The sequence below is a fragment of the Sulfurovum sp. bin170 genome (genome assembly GCF_010892395.1).
Lineage (GTDB): Bacteria > Campylobacterota > Campylobacteria > Campylobacterales > Sulfurovaceae > UBA1140.
Genome location: NZ_JAACKB010000326.1, coordinates 1 through 1,632, shown reverse-complemented (window position 1 = coordinate 1,632; position 1,632 = coordinate 1). Strand labels below are relative to the sequence as shown.

The following is a 1,632-nucleotide window of genomic DNA, read 5'->3' as shown; positions in this document are numbered from 1 at the left end:
TCTTGAAAAAGAGGCAGAGCATGAGATTTCCAAGGTTGCAACCCTCTCTAGTTACAAGGTTATAGATAGAGCGTATGGTAGCTCTAGACCTATTGGTCCTAGTTCTAAAAATATCTTGATTGTCGCTATTATCTTAGGTCTTGTCTTTGGAACTATTTTTGCATTTATTCTTGATTTTCTTGATAGTAAAATCAAAACCATAGATGAGATTGAGAAGCAGGTAGATATACCCATCTACGGCGTTGTTCCTTTTGTAAAAAATAGAAAAGTTCAACTTGAACTCTATAATAGTCCAAACTCCCCTTTTACAGAGAGTTATAGAAAACTTCGCATCAATCTACAGCTAGAAGCTGAAGAGAAGATAGTTATTCTAATCACTTCTACGGTAGATGGTGAGGGCAAAAATCTTACTACGGCAAATCTAAGTGCTATTTTTGAGATGGCAAACTATAAAACCATCGCTATTGATTTGGATATGAGAAGACCTACGCTAGATAAACTTTTTAGTATAGAGGATGCAACTACAGGTATCAGCTCTTATCTTACAGGTGAAAGTAACCTAGATGATATTATCTATCAGACAAAACATGATAATCTTAGCATTATACCTGTTGGAGATATACCATCAAATCCATCAGAGATAATTCTATCTAGTAGACTACCTGAAATGATAGATAGATTGAGAGAGCATTATGATTATATTATTATAAACAGCGTTCCTCTTGAAGTAGCAACTGATAGTAAACATATTATGCGATTTAGTGATATAAACTTGGTTCTATTTAGAGAGAATTATAGTAAAAAATCCTCCCTATTGGCTCTAGATAGTCTGCTTAATCAGAAAAAATTTAATACTATGGGGATAGTATTTATGGAAAAGATTGGAGTTTAATCTAAAAAATTTTTAAAATATTTTTTTAGATTACTGTTTACAATTTTATACCAACTAGAATCTTTTAGAGTCTCTCTAATTTTTTGAGACTCAAACTTATCTCTATGGATATATATCTCCTCTAGTGCATCTGAAAAAGAGTCTACATTATCACTACACAAGATACCATTCTCTCTGGTTATCAATCTTCTGTTTTCAAATGTTCCTGTCGCGATGGTCAATAGACCCGCTCTTACATATTCAAAAATTTTAGTTGATGGTTGACACTCATAATAGTCAACCTGAGGAATATATGCCACTCCAATATTGCAATTATCAAAATACTCCTGTAGCTCCGTATGATTTCTAGCACCATGAAATGTTACAATATCCTCTAGCCCTGTTGCTACAATCGAATCTGTTAGCAGTCTCTCCGCCTCTTTGGTTCCATGTCCAAATATATCATAGGTTATATCTATTTTTTCGTCCTTATACCTATTGATAAACTTAGATAGAGCAAAAACTGTATCCTCTATATTTCGTGAAGAGAGTACCCCTACATAAAGTAGATTCATAGCCTCAAATGATTTATCTGTTTTGGAGAGTTCATCTGAACCCAATGGCAAAATATGAGACTTTTTGGCTCTGATTCCAAGTTTATCTCTTAGAGACTCTGAGTTGATTGTTATATTTTTAAAAAAAAGAGACTCAAAATGCAGGATAGAGTCAGCTTTTTTTCTTCTTAGGTGAGTACTACCAAC

At 33.5% G+C, this 1,632-nt stretch carries 2 protein-coding genes; one reads left to right on the top strand and one right to left on the bottom strand.

Annotation, left to right across the window (positions count from 1 at the left end; genetic code table 11):
* The coding region (locus GSY74_RS07750; RefSeq protein ID WP_164664530.1) for a polysaccharide biosynthesis tyrosine autokinase at positions 1-892 on the top strand (892 nt) is incomplete at its 5' end.
* Here the strand turns inward: GSY74_RS07750 and GSY74_RS07745 are convergent.
* The coding region (locus GSY74_RS07745) for a glycosyltransferase (RefSeq protein ID WP_164664529.1) at positions 889-1,632 on the bottom strand (744 nt) is incomplete at its 5' end. The two genes, GSY74_RS07750 and GSY74_RS07745, sit on opposite strands and share 4 nt — an antisense overlap.